At 42.1% G+C, this 14,364-nt stretch carries 11 protein-coding genes, 2 tRNA genes and 2 rRNA genes (1 of these 15 cut by a window edge); 4 read left to right on the forward strand and 11 right to left on the reverse strand.

The window, feature by feature from the left end:
- The 7 genes from NSMS1_RS08080 to nfi form a co-directional block, all read right to left on the reverse strand.
- Window positions 1-325: ribosomal RNA gene (locus NSMS1_RS08080) — 23S ribosomal RNA — on the reverse strand (it extends 2,503 nt beyond the left edge of the window).
- Window positions 326-513: 188 nt separating this feature from the next.
- Window positions 514-586 (reverse strand) — tRNA-Ala (locus NSMS1_RS08085).
- A gap of 86 nt (window positions 587-672) precedes the next feature.
- Window positions 673-746 (reverse strand) — tRNA-Ile (locus NSMS1_RS08090).
- A 119-nt stretch (window positions 747-865) separates the two neighbouring features.
- Window positions 866-2,354, reverse strand: a 16S ribosomal RNA gene (locus NSMS1_RS08095).
- Together the 16S and 23S rRNA genes with 2 tRNA genes alongside form the textbook arrangement of a ribosomal RNA operon.
- Before the next feature lie 323 nt (window positions 2,355-2,677).
- The gene (locus NSMS1_RS08100; RefSeq protein WP_224092412.1) at window positions 2,678-4,636 is read right to left on the reverse strand and encodes an FHA domain-containing protein; all 1,959 of its coding nucleotides are present in this window, start codon (window positions 4,634-4,636) and stop codon (window positions 2,678-2,680) included.
- Between the two features lie 144 nt (window positions 4,637-4,780).
- Complete coding sequence (locus NSMS1_RS08105) at window positions 4,781-5,368, reverse strand: FHA domain-containing protein (protein ID WP_224092413.1); 588 nt, start codon at window positions 5,366-5,368, stop codon at window positions 4,781-4,783.
- Between the two features lie 190 nt (window positions 5,369-5,558).
- Window positions 5,559-6,224, reverse strand: a complete 666-nt coding sequence (gene nfi, locus NSMS1_RS08110) for a deoxyribonuclease V (protein WP_224092414.1) — start codon at window positions 6,222-6,224, stop codon at window positions 5,559-5,561.
- A gap of 159 nt (window positions 6,225-6,383) precedes the next feature.
- Here nfi and NSMS1_RS08115 point away from each other — a divergent pair, with 159 nt between their 5' ends.
- The 3 genes from NSMS1_RS08115 (at window position 6,384) to NSMS1_RS08125 (ending at window position 9,257) form a co-directional block, all read left to right on the forward strand.
- Window positions 6,384-6,878, forward strand: a complete 495-nt coding sequence (locus NSMS1_RS08115; protein ID WP_224092415.1) for a hypothetical protein — start codon at window positions 6,384-6,386, stop codon at window positions 6,876-6,878.
- 213 nt (window positions 6,879-7,091) lie between these two features.
- Window positions 7,092-8,237: a hypothetical protein gene (locus NSMS1_RS08120; protein WP_224092416.1), complete on the forward strand. Its 1,146-nt coding sequence runs from the start codon at window positions 7,092-7,094 to the stop codon at window positions 8,235-8,237.
- A gap of 51 nt (window positions 8,238-8,288) precedes the next feature.
- Complete coding sequence (locus NSMS1_RS08125; RefSeq protein WP_224092417.1) at window positions 8,289-9,257, forward strand: aldo/keto reductase; 969 nt, start codon at window positions 8,289-8,291, stop codon at window positions 9,255-9,257.
- A 17-nt stretch (window positions 9,258-9,274) separates the two neighbouring features.
- Here the strand turns inward: NSMS1_RS08125 and NSMS1_RS08130 are convergent, their stop codons facing one another.
- Window positions 9,275-10,570, reverse strand: coding sequence for a DNA cytosine methyltransferase (locus NSMS1_RS08130; RefSeq protein ID WP_224092418.1), 1,296 nt, complete (start codon window positions 10,568-10,570; stop codon window positions 9,275-9,277).
- Between the two features lie 239 nt (window positions 10,571-10,809).
- Between NSMS1_RS08130 and NSMS1_RS08135 the strand changes: the two genes are divergently transcribed.
- The gene (locus NSMS1_RS08135) at window positions 10,810-11,391 is read left to right on the forward strand and encodes a Uma2 family endonuclease (protein WP_224092419.1); all 582 of its coding nucleotides are present in this window, start codon (window positions 10,810-10,812) and stop codon (window positions 11,389-11,391) included.
- A gap of 81 nt (window positions 11,392-11,472) precedes the next feature.
- Here the strand turns inward: NSMS1_RS08135 and lpxB are convergent, their stop codons facing one another.
- From lpxB to fabZ, 3 genes are all read right to left on the reverse strand, one after another.
- Window positions 11,473-12,639: a lipid-A-disaccharide synthase gene (lpxB, locus tag NSMS1_RS08140; protein ID WP_224095166.1), complete on the reverse strand. Its 1,167-nt coding sequence runs from the start codon at window positions 12,637-12,639 to the stop codon at window positions 11,473-11,475.
- 136 nt (window positions 12,640-12,775) lie between these two features.
- Window positions 12,776-13,591, reverse strand: a complete 816-nt coding sequence (lpxA, locus tag NSMS1_RS08145) for an acyl-ACP--UDP-N-acetylglucosamine O-acyltransferase (protein ID WP_224092420.1) — start codon at window positions 13,589-13,591, stop codon at window positions 12,776-12,778.
- Between the two features lie 247 nt (window positions 13,592-13,838).
- Window positions 13,839-14,354: a 3-hydroxyacyl-ACP dehydratase FabZ gene (fabZ, locus tag NSMS1_RS08150; protein WP_224092421.1), complete on the reverse strand. Its 516-nt coding sequence runs from the start codon at window positions 14,352-14,354 to the stop codon at window positions 13,839-13,841.
- Between the last annotated feature and the right edge of the window lie 10 nt (window positions 14,355-14,364).

Genomic DNA, 14,364 nt, shown 5'->3' on the forward strand with positions numbered 1-14,364 from the left:
AGCTGCTTCGTCTAATCGCTGGATTCGATATTGCTGTCCCACTACCCCAAAAGGTAAACCCTTTGGTTTAGGCTCTTCCCCTTTCGCTCACCACTACTTGGGGAATCTCTATTGATTTCTTTTCCTCCAGCTACTAAGATGTTTCAGTTCGCTGGGTTGGCTCATACCTGTCTATATATTCAACAGGCTGTACATAGGGTTGCCCCATTCGGACACCTCCGGCTCAATGTTTGCTTCCAACTCCCCGGAGTATTTCGTCGGTAACCACGTCCTTCTTCGCCTCTGTGTGCCTAGGTATCCACCATTAGCCCTTATTAGCTTGACCACAATACATTGGTTTCCACCTGCATCCACTCAACACCCATTGGATGTCTGTGTCTGCCTGCTTATAAATCGCGTTTCTATGCAGTTTTCAAGGTTCTGGCTAGGCATTCACCCAGCAGTCTAACGAGTTTCTCTCTATTAGTTGCTGACTTTTTCCTAATTCTTTTTTTGTTAGCTTCTCGCTTCAGGTGGAGGTTAGCGGACTCGAACCGCTGACATCCTGCTTGCAAAGCAGGCGCTCTACCAACTGAGCTAAACCCCCATCATGAATTTTGGATCTTGGATTTGCGATTTTAGATTTAAAAATACAATCTAAAATCCAAAATTTAAAATCTAAAATTCTTCAGGTGGGCCATCCTGGACTCGAACCAGGGACCTCACCCTTATCAGGGGTGCGCTCTAACCACCTGAGCTAATAGCCCATATCGAACCAAATCATAGTTTGAAAGCTTCAACAATATCTACGACCGACCTAGAGTAGACCATCTCACTTCCTATTTGCTTTGTGCTTTCGGTCACTGAGTTGGGTAGGTCTCCCTAAAAAGGAGGTGATCCAGCCACACCTTCCGGTACGGCTACCTTGTTACGACTTCACCCCAGTCACCAGCACTGCCTTAGGCATCCTCCTCTCCGAAAAGTTGGAGTAATGACTTCGGGCGTTGCCAGCTTCCATGGTGTGACGGGCGGTGTGTACAAGGCCCGGGAACGAATTCACTGCAGTATGCTGACCTGCAATTACTAGCGATTCCTCCTTCACGCAGGCGAGTTGCAGCCTGCGATCTGAACTGAGCTACGGTTTACGGGATTTGCTTGACATCGCTGTTTAGCTGCCCTCTGTCCGTAGCATTGTAGTACGTGTGTAGCCCAAGACGTAAGGGGCATGCTGACTTGACGTCATCCCCACCTTCCTCCGGTTTGTCACCGGCAGTCTCTCTAGAGTGCCCAACTTAATGCTGGCAACTAAAAACGAGGGTTGCGCTCGTTGCGGGACTTAACCCAACATCTCACGACACGAGCTGACGACAGCCATGCACCACCTGTGTTCGCGCTCCCTAAGGCACCTCTTCCTTTCAGAAAAGTTCGCGACATGTCAAGTCTTGGTAAGGTTCTTCGCGTTGCATCGAATTAAACCACATACTCCACCGCTTGTGCGGGCCCCCGTCAATTCCTTTGAGTTTCACACTTGCGTGCGTACTCCCCAGGCGGGATACTTAACGCGTTGGCTCCGGCACGGCTCGGGTCGATACAAGCCACGCCTAGTATCCATCGTTTACGGCTAGGACTACTGGGGTATCTAATCCCATTCGCTCCCCTAGCTTTCGTCCCTCAGTGTCAGTACAGGTCTAGCAGAACGCTTTCGCCACCGGTGTTCTTCCTGATCTCTACGCATTTCACCGCTACACCAGGAATTCCTTCTACCCCGACCGTACTCTAGCTATGTAGTTTCCACTGCCTTGATGAGGTTAAGCCTCATTCTTTGACAGCAGACTTACATTGCCACCTGCGGACCCTTTACGCCCAATCATTCCGGATAACGCTTGCATCCTCCGTATTACCGCGGCTGCTGGCACGGAGTTAGCCGATGCTTATTCCTCAGGTACCTTCATTTTTTTATTCCCTGAGAAAAGAGGTTTACAACCCAAGAGCCTTCCTCCCTCACGCGGTATTGCTCCGTCAGGCTTTCGCCCATTGCGGAAAATTCCCCACTGCTGCCTCCCGTAGGAGTCTGGGCCGTGTCTCAGTCCCAGTGTGGCTGATCATCCTCTCAGACCAGCTACTGATCGTCGCCTTGGTGCGCTCTTACCACACCAACTAGCTAATCAGACGCGAGCTCATCTCCAGGCAATAAATCTTTCACCTCTCGGCACATCCGGTATTAGCAGTCGTTTCCAACTGTTGTCCCCGACCTGGAGCCAGATTCTCACGCGTTACTCACCCGTCCGCCACTATCTCCGAAGAGACCGTTCGACTTGCATGTGTTAAGCATACCGCCAGCGTTCATCCTGAGCCAGGATCAAACTCTCCGTTTTGAAGATTTTGTTTTTAGCTCATTGGCTGCTCTTTTTACACCTCAGCCTGGTGTTTTTTATTTTCTTGACGCAGGCTATTGTTGTATACTAGCTTTCAAACTATAATATTTTCAAGGTTCGGTTCCCTTGGAAGCGTCGCTCTTTCGCGTCCGCCTCTCAGGCACTTATCCAATATATCTAACCCAACTAGAACTGTCAACTACTTTTCCATCTTTTTTTGGAAAATACTTTTTCGTCTCCTTAAAATGTATGTATGGCAAGGGTTTAAAGAGTATGGAGTAGAGTCTATTGGATAGACTGCTCGGAAATACAATTACTTGTGGTCATGATGGTGACTGGTTGAGTACCCACTTTAACCATTGTCCGAAGGAACTAATGGCATTTAATCGCTTGACACCAGGCGCATGGGCTGAGGCAAGTCCATCAACTGCGACTAGGGAGGCGTACTGTAAACCTAAAAAGCTATCGACGGCTGCGTAAGGACCTCCAAGAGTAATTGCTCCGGCTGCATACATTTGTCCTTTACCATTGCGCATTTCTGAGATTTCAAAGTTATTGGCGACGGTTAAACGGCCCAGGTAGTTTAAAGGCAAATTGTATTGTTTAACCAAGTCTTCTAATAAAGGGTTGGCTTGCACTTTGGCATCTAACCCAGTGGCATCAACAATGAAATCGGCTGTGAGTTTCATTTGTCCGAAGCCTTTTTCTTGTATTTGGGTGATGGTACGATTTTGCGCATCTCTTTCTACTCCCATCACTTCGCCAAAGGTAATTTGATACCAGCCTTCTCTTAGTCCTTCTTCTGTAATACGTTGCCAGTCTTGGCGGTCGGCCGTGGTTGTACCACCCCAGTCTGTTAGTAAGCGTTTGCGTTCTTCTGGTGTGGCTTGTTCTAACATGACTCGGAGTTCACCACTCCAGCAAGCTTTTGGCCAGTTGAAGGGTTGAAATTCGTAATGGTTTTTGACTATGCGTGTGGCTTTTTCAAATTTGTTGCCTTTGGGTTTAGGCGATCGCATTAAATGCAAAACTGTAATATTAAGATTCTTTCGCCTTGCTTCATATATGCGCTGGACTATGCGGGAAGCTACAATTCCTCGTCCACGAATGAGGACTGTGCCGCCTTGGCGTTCTAAGTGTTCATATACATGATCGTGTGCTTCATAAGCATTCACGACAGATTTAAAGTCTTGATATTTTTCTCTATAAGCTTGTAAGTCTGGAAGAAACTGAATTGCTGGATAGCCTGTAGCTAAATGTATATAGCGACTGACAACAAAAGCATGATTGCCTTGTCCGCGAGAATAAGCGACACAGTATCTACCATCATCTGTTTTGCGAATTGCTCTAACTCGCCCGTAACGATAAATTTGATTCCAGGCGATACGTTTGGCTTCTCGGTCGATGGAGTCGAAGACATTGGCTGCACGGGGAGTGTAAGTTTCGGCAAAGGTTGGTTCAGCGAATATTTGCCATAAATATTGTAGTGCTGTGTTTAGCTTACCTTTTGTGAAATCCCGCCAAGCTTCGCGCCAAGCGTAACTCGGCCAACCCCAGATATTATCAGGGCAAGAGTCAGAGTTTGAGCGTAATCTTTCATGTAAAGGTATTTGAGAGTTTAGGCAAAGGCGTTTATAACGCGCATAAGGCTCTGATTCTAGTCCTAAAGATATTATTTTCTCAGCACGAACACCGCTAATTCGCAATAAATCAGTCCAAATAAAGCTACCTAGTCCTCCTCCAACCCCTAAATAATCACATTCATCCACAGGTAGTCCTGTGGCGTGGAGTGCTTGTACAGAAACCTGTTCTACTTGAAATGCTGGTGGGGGAAAATTACTTCCTAACGGTGTAATAGGCGGTGTTGGCGGTAGGTTGGGATCGGGAATATTGGTATTAGGATTAAATTGAATTAAGGAAGGCGGATTTGTGACTGGTGTAGTGGCATTAAAAATCAAAGCCACCATCATTATGTATGGGCCTATTTGTAATGTATCTCCATGAATGAGAACACCACGTTTTTGTTGTTGACCGTTGATGAATAGACCGTTAATGCTACCTTGATCTATTACTATCAGTTGGTTGTTTTCCCAAACAATCAGGGCGTGGTAACGAGAAATTTCATTACTATTAAGTAACAGTCGAGAAACACGTTGTCCTTCTAGTTCCACAGGTAAACGTGCAAATTCTCGACCAAAGGCTATAGGTAGAGCCAACTTTGGTTCTCGTCGTTCTCCTGTTGTTGGATCTTCCCAACTCAATTGTATTTCTAGGTTAGTCATTGGTTATTAGTCCATAGTCATTAGTGAGCCAGTCCTGTAGGCGGGTTTCCCGCCGTAGGGAACTGGCGAACCCGTAAGGGTCAAAAGTCCATAGTTAGTAAGTATTCCCACTTCTCTAGCTGATATCTCTTAGTCAACATTCCTTTAATTGGGTGCTACGAGTACGCTGACTGCGGCTGCTAGAGATGTGCCACACCAAGGGCAACCTACTTGCAGATTTTCTAGGGAGGATACGCGATGGCATTTTGGACACTCTAAACCATATATTCCTTGTGGTGGTGTAATTGGATGATTGTGATGTATCGGTGGTGGCGTTGGTTGTTGGCGTACTGGGGGTGTAACTGGTTGAGGTCTGGCTACGGGTGGTTGTGGTGGGGCTAGAATTGTGGCGGGAATAGTGTTGATAGTGACAGTAGTGACTTGGAGTTTGGCTTGCCCTAATTGGATAACACTGCCTTGATTTAAAGGTCTTTCTCCTTGGATAAGTTGCTGTCCATCTACAAGGGGGGGGTTTTGCGATCGCAAATTTCTGATATAAAAACTTTGCTGCTGAGGATTAAAAAAAATTTCTACGTGTAGACCTGATACAGTCGGATTGGTTAAAACAATGTCGCACCGGAGAGGATCTCTACCAATGCGGACAGTACCAGGATTTTTACTGGGCTGTTGTTCGTAAATTTGCTGAGTTTTATTCTGTCCAGAATCTTGCCACTGTAGAGTTAGTGCGTTCATTGTTTTAATTTGGATAACTCTTATTTGGTTACTTCAACTTCCTTCTGTGCGATTCCTAACATGAGTAAGGAGTATCAGGCAAGTGTTGAGAACAAACTTCAACAAACTTTTAGTAGGTTTGTGCAAGTTCAGTATGGGTTGTTATTAGTCACTAATAATTTATGAGTTTGTTAGGTATATTCTTTCAATTTTATCGATTGGATGCCAGTTTATCGGCTACGCGCGTGGTTTCTGGTAGGCGATACTTTGGTGTGCAACGCAATACGTAGTCAATGGCAGTAGGTAAACTGACTTTATGGCCTGGAGATACATATACAGGTTTGACTCCTATACGAGTTCGTAACACAGCACCAATGGTTTCGCCCTTATGAATTAATGGTTGCCAACTACCTCTGGTGTCTGGTAGTTCTTCATGTTTACCAATTAGTAAGGATTTAGCTACACCAATTGTTGGTCTATTGAGCAGTACGCCTAAGTGGCTGGCTATACCCAATCTTCTGGGGTGCGCTATTCCTTGACCGTCGCACAAAATAATATCTGGTGTTGTTTTAATTTTTTCTAAGGCATCAAGTACGGCTGGTATTTCTCGAAATGACAGGAAACCGGGAATGTAAGGGAAGGATGTAGGACGGTATGCTAGGTTGGTTTCGATGACTTGCAAATCGGGAAAACTTAGGACTGCAACGGCTGCGCGGCTAATTGTACCGTCGGCTTCAAAACCCATATCAACACCAGCTACGTACTCTACAGGTTGTTTAAACTGATCTTCTGTGATTACCTGACCCCGTAATTCTTCTTGAATGACTATGGCTTCTTCTACTGTCGAAGGCCAAGGATGAGGTTGATAAATCTTCATACTTAAAGATTGCGTATAAATACTAATTTTAGCAATTTCATTAAATTTACTTAGATAAAGAAAAGATTTTTAAATTTTTAAAATAGTGTTGTTTGTGTCGTTCAATTGGGAATCCTTAGCATAGAGGATTTATTGCCTAATTTTGGGCTTGATTTGCGTATGACACAGGCAAAACTGGTAAAACTTGCTAAACAGGGAAATACTCAGGCGATCGCATTTTTGATGAATCGTCATTTAAAACCCAAGGGTATTACGGCAAAAGTTATCTTGCAAGACACTTGCTTGCAGATAATGCTAGAGTCTGCCCAAGTTCCTAATCAGCAAGCCTTGGTTGCATTTGTTCACAAAGGAATTAATAGTTTAGGTACTACAGCTATTGAGAAGGTAAAAGTATATGGTCAGCAAGTGGGTGAGGAATTACCGACTTGGACTGACGAGTTTGAGATAAATATAAGAGAAGCTTTAGAAGAACCTCATGCTTTTACTATTTCTATCATCTTAAATAGTAATAATGAATGCGATTTAACAAATCATAATTTTGAAAATATTGCTGAACGAATGACAAATGACATTTTGTCATCTTGTAAAGATTATTTAATTAAAAAAGTAAGTGTAAGTAATGGAATATCTGTAGTTTCCAAAGAACGCCAATAAGTATTATTTTTAGTTTGTCATCGTAATTAATCTAGCAAAATATATCTACTCATTCTCGCTACATTTAACAGTTGAATTGTGTTAAATAATTTTTCTTGCATAACAAAAAGTATCACTTGTCTAGCTTAGATATATTTTTTAATAATTTAATATTGCTAATTTTATATTCATAAGTAATTATGGGCTTGAAAATTCTCTGAGGCTTTAGTAAGGATGATGAAAAAGCCAATTTTTTTAGAACAGGTCAAGTATAATCTAAAAGACCTTTCTTGGCCTGCATGGTTTCCATATCCCACTTCTTGGTTTAGGGCATTAATTTTAGTGCCAATCGCTTTACCAAGTACACATTTAATAGTATTTGGCTTAACAGGTATAATGATATCTGTTGTGGAAAATAGTCCTCTACTTTTATCGTTGTCTATTTTAGTTGGATTAATATTACCAGCCACGGTTTTAGCTTTCTTCTACCATTTTGTTTGGTATATGTGGCATAAGCGTCAATACAGAGGTTATTTATCTAAGCTTATGCCTAGTTTTATCAGTTTTTGGGAAGCTTTATATACTATTTTTGTATTAACTTTATCTTTCACTGTTATAATATCTCTTTTTTCGGAATTAGCTTTTCTAGATTGTAAAGTTGCTGAACGAGTAGAATTATTAAATGTATGTACTGGACGTTTTACTGAACGTGCAATTAAGTTAATTCTCAGCAGTATTAATAATGGAGATTTTCTGATTAAGCCTTGGTTTATAATTTGGTTTTTTACTGCTGGGTATCTTTATCAAGTTGAATGTTTAATTAGAAAGTTTTTGATTTATCAATTAAATAAAATATTTAAAAACAAAGCTGATATTCAGAATAATTATAGAGCAGAAGTTGAATTTGATGTTCAAAATGAGGTAGAACTAGCGTCAGTTAAAAAAAGAAGTAAACCACAACGTAAATTCGCAGTGAGTAACCAGAAATATAAGTCACAACCTCAAAGGTTGAAGCTGGGAAAGTTAATATTAAATTTATTGGTTTTAGTTGGCGCAGGAATATATTTCTATACTAAATTTCCAGAAATGAAGAATAATTTAAGTTCTTACATATCTGCGCCTAATTTAACTCCAACTATTAAACCTGATATGGGAATCTTTCAAAAAGGGTTTAATAAAGCACTCAATGCAGCCAATTTAACAAAAACCGCAAAGTCTTACAAAGAATGGAAAAAAGCTATAACTCAATGGCAAGCTGCGATCGCACTTATGAAAACAGTACCACCTTCTCACCCTAATTATGCGATCGCCCAACAACAAATTACTGAGTATAAAAAAAGTTTAGGCTACGCACAAGAAAATACAAAACCTGCTAAATAATTAAACGCTGTTTTGATAATATACAAGCAGAATAGCGATTTCACCCAGATTATGACAGGAAAACAGACACGGCGTAATTTTCTCATGACTAGTGCTGCTGTAACTGGAGGTATTGTGGTGACGACTGCTTTACAACGTAATGCTGCGAGTAATACTACTCCACCATCAGTAACGATGCCGGAACGCATTTTAGGACGCACAGAAGTAAAATTACCTATTTTTGGGTTGGGAGGTGCAGGACAAACTCCATTATCATGGGAAGGAAAACAGGCTGATGCTGAAGCAATTATCAACAAAGCTTTAGAACTGGGTATTCGCTATTTTGATACGGCTGCAAGTTACGGGCCGAGTGAAGATTATTTAGGCAAAGTTTTACCACCCCATCGTGCAAAGATATTCTTAGCTAGTAAGACTGATCAAAGAGATAGAGATGATGTATGGCGAGAATTAGAGCGATCGCTCAAACGTCTAAATACAGATTATCTTGATTTATGGCAATTACATCACGTTTCTTTTGCCGAAGAACTTGACACTATATTTAGTCCCTCTGGTGCAATTAAAGCTTTAGAAGAAGCCATTGCCCAAAAATTAGTAAGATTTGCAGGTATTACTGGACATCGTGATCCAGATGTAATTGTTGAAGGTTTACGTCGTTACCCTTTCCATACAACACTTATACCAGTTAATGCTGCGGACAAACACCACCCGCGTCCTTTCATTCCTGTAGTTTTACCAGAAGCGCAAGCCAAAAATGTTGGTGTCATTGCGATGAAAGTCCCGGCTTATGGAAGGTTGTTTAAACCAAATGGGTTGACAGGTATGGAACAAGCGATGGGATATACTTTATCTCAGCCTGGAGTTCATTGTTGTGTAATTGCGGCGGAAACTGTTGAGCAATTAGAAAGTAATGTGAAAGTAGCCCGTGCTTTTCAGCCTTTAGGTGAGAAAGAATTGACTGCGATCGCCCAACGTACTGCTAGTATTTGGGAAGATAGTACATTTTTTCGGAGTTGGACTTAATAATTCGTAATTCATAATTACAATACATAATCAACACATTCATATTTTTGTACGGCTTGGGAAATGTTGAGTTGTAGTAGCTTTTCTGTTCCTAATTCGTAGCTAATATTGGGTTTAGTTGGTGATATATTCAGTGTGCAGATAATTTCTGCGGCGACAGCTTTAGCTAATAATGGCGGTACAGAGTTACCGACTTGACGGAAGCCGTGCCATTTGGTGATATGAAATCTAAACCAGTCTGGGTAAGAATGTAATCTTGCTGCTTCTCTGACTGTAATACATCTTGGCGTATATGGATGAATTGGTCTAGGAGAGGTGAACGAACCTTTATACTTATCTGTTCCAGCCCTTAAAGTATTGCAGACACCGGCCGGATGTAATTTATGAAAACGGCTAATGGGTTCTCTTTCACCTGGGACTGTAGCGGCGAAGCGTTCGATGGTTGCTTGTGAATGTTTGGTTCTTAGGCTGGAGGAAAGAAGGCGGGAATCAAATAGGCGATCGTATGAATAATCATCTGCTACAGTTTTAATATTGCGGAGTATTGCAGCGTAATTACTTGGTTTACTATAATCGGCAATTGTCCAATCTTTTGTTAATAAATCTGTGTATTGTTCTACTTCTGGTAAATCTCCAATTGCTTCCCAAACAGTAGGGCAAACTGGAAGGTGAGACAAATGTTTTGCTTTCAATTTATGATAATTCACAGGCTTAGTTATTGGTTGAGGATATTTTGGTAATCCCATATCCTTCCTCGCACCAATGAGAAATAATCTTTCCCGTGCTTGCGGTACTCCATAATAAGCAGCATTGAGAATTTGGTAATTTTCTTCTACTTGATAGCCGTTAATTTTAAACTCGTAAATCAAAGCTTTGAGAATTTGTTTATGTTCGCCGATGGTAATTCCCCGCACATTTTCCATGACGAAAAATTTCGGTTGTAATTCTAGTACCAGCCGATGAAAATGAAATACTAAGGAATTACGGGGGTCATCAAAAATCCTTTTTCCCATCAATGAAAAGCCTTGACAGGGACTACCGCAGATGACAACATCAATTTCACGGTTGCCGATATTTGAGCGATCGCGGATTTCATTACCTGTTGTATTCTCTACACTTTTACATAAAACCGAGCAGAAAGGAAAGTTATATTCATGAACTGCACAGTGAATTGGATCAATTTCTACAGCCGCTAAGACATCAAAGCCTGCTTGTTCAAACCCCAGCGTCATTCCACCCGCACCCGCAAACAAATCTACAGCGATGGGTCTTTGCTGCAAAGGTTTGAGTTCTAAGTGCTGGGTGCGAATCATACCAATTTTGAATTTAAAACCTTTAGCTCAAAATTCCCGCTTATCAAACAATACTATTTATCGCTCTTTAATGTATTTTTAATTCAGGTGGTAATTTATAAATTATAAAAGTGTTTAAACTACTGCTTTTAGTATATTCTATCACATCAAATACTTAAAATTTGTTCTTGTAAAACATCTTCATAATTTACTTAAATAGAAACTAGCATAGTATTATCGGCACTATCCCAACTATCTTTATGGTCACTAGTCCCTTGACATTAAATCTAGACACAGTTCATCTTACAGACGAACAGTTTTATCAACTATGTCAAAATAACAGTGAATTGAAATTTGAACGCACTGCTACAGGTGAATTAATTATTATGCCCCCGGTTGGTGGTGAAAGTGGAAATAGAGAAGCAGACTTAATTATTGATCTCGGTAACTGGAACCGTCAAACGGGACTTGGCTATACTTTTAGTTCTTCTACTATATTTAAACTACCAAATGGAGCAGACCGTTCTCCTGATGCAGCGTGGATTCGTCGGGAACGTTGGGAAGCACTTACTCCTGAACAAAGACGGAGATTCCCCCCCATTGCGCCAGATTTTGTGATTGAATTAAGGTCAGCAACAGATGATATGGAAAAGTTGCGCCAGAAAATGCTGGAATATTTAGATGCTGGGGTGCAGCTAGGATGGTTAATTAATCCGCAACAGCAGCAAGTAGAAATTTATCGTCCAGGACAAGCAGTAGAATTGCAAAACCTGCCTACAGAATTATCAGGTGAAAATATATTACCAGGATTTAGATTGAGTTTGGATTGTTATAGTCAATAGTCATTGGTCATTAGTCATTAGTCCATAGTCAACAGTCCATAGTCAAAAGGCAGGAGGTAAAACTCTTGAATTTTGAATTGATTACTCCCTTTTTTCCATCATTTGCAAAATTTCTTTAGCTGCCCGATCGCACACTCCTAATTCTCCCAAACACTGGCGCATTTCTTGATAATCTGCCAAGGTTTGCGATCGCCGTTCAGGATTAAGTAATAATTCCATTGCCGCTTGAGTAATATTCTCTGATGTTGCGTCTTCTTGCAACAACTCTGGCACAATTGGCTTCATCACTACTAAATTAGTTGGTGACGCAAAGGGGATAGAACCTTTGAGAATTTTTCTGGCAATCCAAACTGTAACGGGATGCAAGCGATAAACTACAACTTGCGGCACGTTTAACAATGCGAGTTCTAAATTAACTGTGCCGGATTTGGTAATGGCAATATCGGCGGCGGCAAAAATTTCTTTTTGTTGTCCTGAAACAACTGTCGCCTTCAAACCATAACTCTTGATGGCTGACTCAATTGGTTGTCTGTAAACTTCCAAAGACAGAGGAATCCAAAAATGAGCCTCTGGTATTTGAATTTGAATATTTTGGGCAGCTTGAAAAATTGCTGGTAGGAGATATTTTAACTCTTGCCTACGGGAAGCGGGGAGGAGAGCGATCGCTTTCTGTTCTGGTGTAATGCCTAACTTAGTCCGTGCTTCTTCTCTACTGGGAACGTTCTGCATCCGGTCAACTAAAGGATGACCTACCCAGGTAACATCAGCACCATTGTCACGAAAATAACGGGCTTCTTCTGGAAAAATTGCCAGTAGTTTATCTGTAAAGCCAACTATACGAGAGGTATTACGCAAACTCATAGACCACACCCACTCCTGGGGTGCGATGTAATATGCTACAGGCACGTTTGGTAAATGCCTTTGCATATACGTACCAATACCGATATTTGGCCCCATGTAGTCGATTAATACTACCAAGTCTGGGGGATACTGTTTTAAATAGGCGATCGCTCGACGCTGTATTAGCAAAGTCGGCAATACATAAGGCAGAGACTCCAAAATCCCCATTGAACCAATACTACTGGTATTGCCCAATATTTTTGCTCCCGCCTCTGCCATCTTGTCGCCACCCAAGGCCACAATATCTAATTCCCAACCCACAGCAGCAGCTTGGCGTTTCAACGCCGCAATTAACAGCGATCCTTGCAAATCGCCAGAAACTTCCCCAGTGCTGATAAATATTCTGATGGGAGTAGAGAGTGGGGAGTGGGGAGTAGGGAGTGGGAAGTGGGAAATATTATTCTGCTCCTCTGCTCCTTTAGCTACCATCTCCTCCTGCCTTCTGCCTTGTCTTCGACACGCTCCGCGAACTGCCTCCTGCCTCCTAGTCATCACTCCCACCTGATTTACCTTTACCGGGAATCAAGCCGCGTCTTCCAGGCATTTGCGAGAGTAGCAGGAAGCGGCGCAGGTTTTGTAGGTGTTCGGTGTCTCCTAAAGATTCCAATTGTTCTAATGCTTCTTTAAAAGTTAAGTTAGAACGGTACAAAATACGGAAGGCTTTTCTGAGGAGTTGCAAATCGCTGGTTTCCATACCAGAGCGTTTGAGTCCCACAAGGTTAAGAGTTCTAATTCTGCCTGGGTTGCCTTCTACTAACATATAGGGCGGCACATCGCGGTCAATACGTGCCATTCCGCCTACCATTGCTTGTCTACCAATGTGTACAAATTGATGCACGCCTAAAACTCCGCTTAATCTGGCGGATGATTCTATGTGGACATGACCTGCTAATGCTACTGAGTTAGCGATAATTACGGAGTCTTCAATTATACAATTATGAGCAACGTGGACATAAGCCATTAACAAATTATTGTGACCAATAATTGTGGCTTGCCCGGCTCCGGTAGCACGATTAATAGTGACATACTCACGAATTAAGTTATTGTCACCAATTTTGACCCAGGTTGGTTCGCCTACAAATTTGAGATCCTGGGGTTCCATACCGATAGCTGCACCTGTAAAAATCTGATTTCGCGCCCCAATCTCACAAGGCCCTTCTAGCACCGCATGAGCGCCAATAATTGTTTCCGGGCCGACTTTAACATGCGCTCCAATCACAGCATAAGCACCGACTTGCACTGTTGAGTGCAGTTCCGAGTTTGGATGAATTACAGCAGTTGGGTGAATAAGCGTCTTCAAGGGTGAATCTCCAGAACTGTCTTGAGGAGCCAGTGCCTTGCTTTGGTTGTCAAAGTTTCAGCGCCTGGCGTTGCTGAGTATGTGAGTTTTCAGTGACCGATATGTCGGGCAAGCAAGTTGAGTGTGTGAGCGGCGAAAATCAAGAATTTATAAGATGCTATTGTGGCGATTTTTCTTTACTGCTATCCTATTTCAGGATTGAGTAAAGGTACTTCACGGCTGTACCTGTACCACGTAAGCTAAATTATCAGTTGATCAGCGAAAACATTAATTCGCCTTCTGCTGCTAGTTGTCCGTCAACTTCGGCACGAGCCTGCATTTTGCTGAAACGACGTTGTTTAATCCATAACAGTTCCACCGTCATTACCAGTTGGTCTCCCGGTACTACTTGGCGGCGGAAACGGACTTTATCAATACCAGCAAACACAAATAAACCATCTTCTAAGTCGGGTAGTTGTCTAATCACGATACCACCAACCTGTGCCATTGCTTCCACAATTAGCACTCCAGGCATTAATGGTCTACCTGGGAAATGACCTGTAAATTGTGGCTCGTTAACGGTGACGTTTTTGATACCTACCGCGCTTTTACCTGGTGTGTAGTCAATGATTTTGTCTACTAGTAAGAACGGGTAACGATGAGGGAGTAATTGCTGAATTTCTTCAGATGTAAAAGTCTTTTTAGGTTCCAGGGGTATTGCCTCCTCATGAGTTGGAGGTTGTTCAGTAGATGTGGGTGCTTTTACTTCAGAGAGAATTGACATTAGCAGTGTG

This window comes from Nostoc sp. MS1 (genome assembly GCF_019976755.1).
Classification (GTDB): Bacteria; Cyanobacteriota; Cyanobacteriia; order Cyanobacteriales; family Nostocaceae; genus Trichormus.

Coding starts and splice junctions, on each gene's coding strand:
- NSMS1_RS08135 (WP_224092419.1), top strand. CDS start 10,810: ATGGTCACTAGTCCCTTGACATTAAATCTAGACACAGTTCATCTTACA.
- NSMS1_RS08100 (WP_224092412.1), bottom strand. CDS start 4,636: ATGACTAACCTAGAAATACAATTGAGTTGGGAAGATCCAACAACAGGA.
- NSMS1_RS08130 (WP_224092418.1), bottom strand. CDS start 10,570: ATGATTCGCACCCAGCACTTAGAACTCAAACCTTTGCAGCAAAGACCC.
- NSMS1_RS08105 (WP_224092413.1), bottom strand. CDS start 5,368: ATGAACGCACTAACTCTACAGTGGCAAGATTCTGGACAGAATAAAACT.
- NSMS1_RS08125 (WP_224092417.1), top strand. CDS start 8,289: ATGACAGGAAAACAGACACGGCGTAATTTTCTCATGACTAGTGCTGCT.
- nfi (WP_224092414.1), bottom strand. CDS start 6,224: ATGAAGATTTATCAACCTCATCCTTGGCCTTCGACAGTAGAAGAAGCC.
- fabZ (WP_224092421.1), bottom strand. CDS start 14,354: ATGTCAATTCTCTCTGAAGTAAAAGCACCCACATCTACTGAACAACCT.
- NSMS1_RS08120 (WP_224092416.1), top strand. CDS start 7,092: ATGATGAAAAAGCCAATTTTTTTAGAACAGGTCAAGTATAATCTAAAA.
- NSMS1_RS08115 (WP_224092415.1), top strand. CDS start 6,384: ATGACACAGGCAAAACTGGTAAAACTTGCTAAACAGGGAAATACTCAG.